Annotated in this window: 4 protein-coding genes; 2 read left to right on the top strand and 2 right to left on the bottom strand. The window is 57.9% G+C overall.

From position 1 onward, the window contains the following. Both ACWNCF_RS04380 and dpdG read right to left on the bottom strand, forming a co-directional pair. Window positions 1–834 (bottom strand): hypothetical protein (locus ACWNCF_RS04380; RefSeq protein WP_449406162.1); only part of this gene is annotated, 834 nt, incomplete at its 3' end. A gap of 2 nt (window positions 835–836) precedes the next feature. Further along, complete coding sequence (gene dpdG, locus ACWNCF_RS04385) at window positions 837–1,802, bottom strand: protein DpdG (protein WP_449406163.1); 966 nt, start codon at window positions 1,800–1,802, stop codon at window positions 837–839. Between dpdG and dpdH the strand changes: the two genes are divergently transcribed. Both dpdH and ACWNCF_RS04395 read left to right on the top strand, forming a co-directional pair. Continuing rightward, window positions 1,692–2,996, top strand: coding sequence for a protein DpdH (gene dpdH / locus ACWNCF_RS04390; RefSeq protein ID WP_449406164.1), 1,305 nt, complete (start codon window positions 1,692–1,694; stop codon window positions 2,994–2,996). The genes dpdG and dpdH overlap by 111 nt on opposite strands. A gap of 30 nt (window positions 2,997–3,026) precedes the next feature. Further along, window positions 3,027–3,164: a hypothetical protein gene (locus ACWNCF_RS04395; protein WP_449406165.1), complete on the top strand. Its 138-nt coding sequence runs from the start codon at window positions 3,027–3,029 to the stop codon at window positions 3,162–3,164. Window positions 3,165–3,252 lie beyond the last annotated feature (88 nt).

A 3,252-nucleotide genomic window follows, 5' to 3' on the forward strand; every position in this document is an offset into this window, starting at 1 on the left:
GACGACTTTACCGTTGAGCACGTCAACGGCAACCTGGATGCCGGCTTTGTTGTTAGTGAGCAGGACCGATTCGTAGTAGCTCTGGGTCGACTCTGCCGCCTTGCCCAACTCGATCGAATCGGGCAATTCAAAATCCGCTGCCGTAAAATCGTCGACTGGCTCCGCCACCTCCAGCGCATGTTGGCCGGCGACGGCGCGTTTGACGATGCGTGGGAATACATGCTCACGAAAATGTTCGACCACGATCGGGTCGCCCATGAAGCGTGACAGTTTTTCGGCATGACCCAGGCGCTGCCTGAGCACGCTATTACTTGGGTTGGCTTTGGCTTGCTGCCGCAATTCACTCGCCAGCGCTTTCAGCGCGATCTCAAGTTGTCCTTGGAAACTGATGGTGGCGTCGGCGATATCGACACCGGTCATCGCTTTTTTGAACTCGTCCTTGACCTTTGCGTATCGCTCGTCGGGCAGTGGCTCGAGGATCAGTTCGACGACACTGCGTAAGCTCGCGGACTTAGGGATGCGGATGACAAGGTATTTGCCTTCGCTATCCTCGGCTTGCAGGCGGGCGGCAAGCATGCGCACCATGTGCGACTTACCGACGCCGGATGCGCCGGTGATCGGCATCACGTGCACGCCCATCGGTACGTCCGGCGTCATGAAGTAACGATACAGTTCGTCTTCAGTGGTGGCCACTTTCGGCCCGTTCTCGATCCGGTAGCTCAGTGGCGATGGCTGGTGGACAGCCAACAGCACCGCATCGTGCGCGCCTTCGGCTTCCGGTTTAATACAGTCGTTAACGGCCTCTTTGGACGGCCAGTATTTCATCAGATTCATGCTTACGCTCCGACCATACGCACGTGGGTGAACGATGTCCAGGTGCGGTAATTTCGTCCCGTTAGTTTGACGACGCTGCCGGCATCGGCCTTGGTCTCCAAGACAATTGAGCCATTCAATTCAAGGCGTCGCAGAGCGATCGACAAGGACATCGACAAATGGCCTTCCGCAGGCTTACGCCAAGTGTCGAGGCGCAGGTTGGCCTCGACTTCCTTTCGATAGATACCGCCATCCAAAACCGGAATTTTCGCGCTCAATTCGTCGAGGAACACGGTGGCCGCCATGGTCTCACCTACGCCCAGGATCGTTGACAGTTCGCCGCGCACGGCTTCGGTTGGGTCGAACAAAAAATCTTTCTCACCGGTGGCAAAGCCAAGGTAGCGGGCCCAAGGGCGCAAGCCGGGCCAACGCGTGTAGTTCTGGAAGATGGTGAGTTGGCCGTTGACCTGCGAACCCTCGAGGGTTTCGATGGCGTTGGCGCTGTCGGGCAAGTTATAGATATCTTGGGCGAGCGCCCACGACAAGCCGCGTGCGAAGTCGGACGCGCGACCACCGCCCTTTTCGGTGTTCTCTTCAGCCGTCACCGTGAGGGGAAGACAATGCTGCTCTTGCAGCACCAAACGCCGGCACACGCCTGGTAACGTGTCGAGCGCTGTTTCGAGTGGTGCCCCCCTTTTGCGCTCGAGATTGACCTTGATTTTACCGGCCTCTTCAGTGAATAGGCCAAATTCCAACCAACGCGCGAGCGCAGCACGCAGTCGGCCCATATTCCCAGGGACTGAACAGGCGCTAATCAACTCGTCTTTGTCGATCGGTCCGTACTTGGCGGCGACGGCGGCAAGAGTGACGACTTGCCCATGCAGGCCATCACTGAAGACGAACTGTATCGTTACTTCATGACGCCGGACGTACCGATGGGCGTGCACGTGATGCCGATCACCGGCGCATCCGGCGTCGGTAAGTCGCACATGGTGCGCATGCTTGCCGCCCGCCTGCAAGCCGAGGATAGCGAAGGCAAATACCTTGTCATCCGCATCCCTAAGTCCGCGAGCTTACGCAGTGTCGTCGAACTGATCCTCGAGCCACTGCCCGACGAGCGATACGCAAAGGTCAAGGACGAGTTCAAAAAAGCGATGACCGGTGTCGATATCGCCGACGCCACCATCAGTTTCCAAGGACAACTTGAGATCGCGCTGAAAGCGCTGGCGAGTGAATTGCGGCAGCAAGCCAAAGCCAACCCAAGTAATAGCGTGCTCAGGCAGCGCCTGGGTCATGCCGAAAAACTGTCACGCTTCATGGGCGACCCGATCGTGGTCGAACATTTTCGTGAGCATGTATTCCCACGCATCGTCAAACGCGCCGTCGCCGGCCAACATGCGCTGGAGGTGGCGGAGCCAGTCGACGATTTTACGGCAGCGGATTTTGAATTGCCCGATTCGATCGAGTTGGGCAAGGCGGCAGAGTCGACCCAGAGCTACTACGAATCGGTCCTGCTCACTAACAACAAAGCCGGCATCCAGGTTGCCGTTGACGTGCTCAACGGTAAAGTCGTCGACCAAGCCGTGCGCCAGTTGTTCAAGCTGCACGAAGCAATCGGTGGCATGACGCTGCAAGACGTCATCCTCGAAATACGCCGCCTGTTACTCATCGACGGTCGCGAATTAGTGATCCTTGTCGAAGACTTTAAGGCACTCACCGGCATTCAAGAAACGCTTCTACATGTCCTCATCCAAGAGGGCGTGCGCGACAACGAGCGCAAGTATGCGACCATGCGTTCGGCGATCGCCGTCACCGACGGCTACCTCGCAGGCCAAGACACGATCGCGACCCGCGCCAAGCGTCAGTGGATCGTCGAGAGTGATCTGAACAGCGAAGAAGAAGTCCTGCTACGTACCAAGCGGCTGGTCGCCTCTTACTTAAACGCCGCGCGTTGGGGCTATGAAGAATTGGTGCGCCGTTACAAACAGCGCACCCGCGATTGGTCGAGTCAGCAAACGTGGGTCGAAACCTTCATCGACCACGACAGCACTGATGGCGCTTTATCGGCGTTCGGCCACATCGACGGCATCCCGCTCTTCCCGTTTACCGAATTGGCCATCGAGCGTCTCGCGCGCTCGGCCTTGACGCGGGCCGGTACCCTGGTGTTTACCCCCGTTTCGTGATCGACCATGTTCTGCGCAACCTGCTGTTGATTGGCCGCGACGCCTACGCAAGCCAGCAGTTTCCGCCACCGAAGTCTGCTCGCGCCACCGGCGTCCGCAGAAGTGGCGGAGTGGCTGTCCACCTTGCCCGTGTCTGCTGACCAGCGAGGTGCTGGATCATCCAACTAATCTTCCGCTTTAACTTAGGTGCTGGATCATCCAACTAACTCCTCCGTTTTAACCTTAGCAATACGGTCCAGGTAGACCAGGCATAACA

The organism is Massilia phosphatilytica, assembly GCF_977014125.1.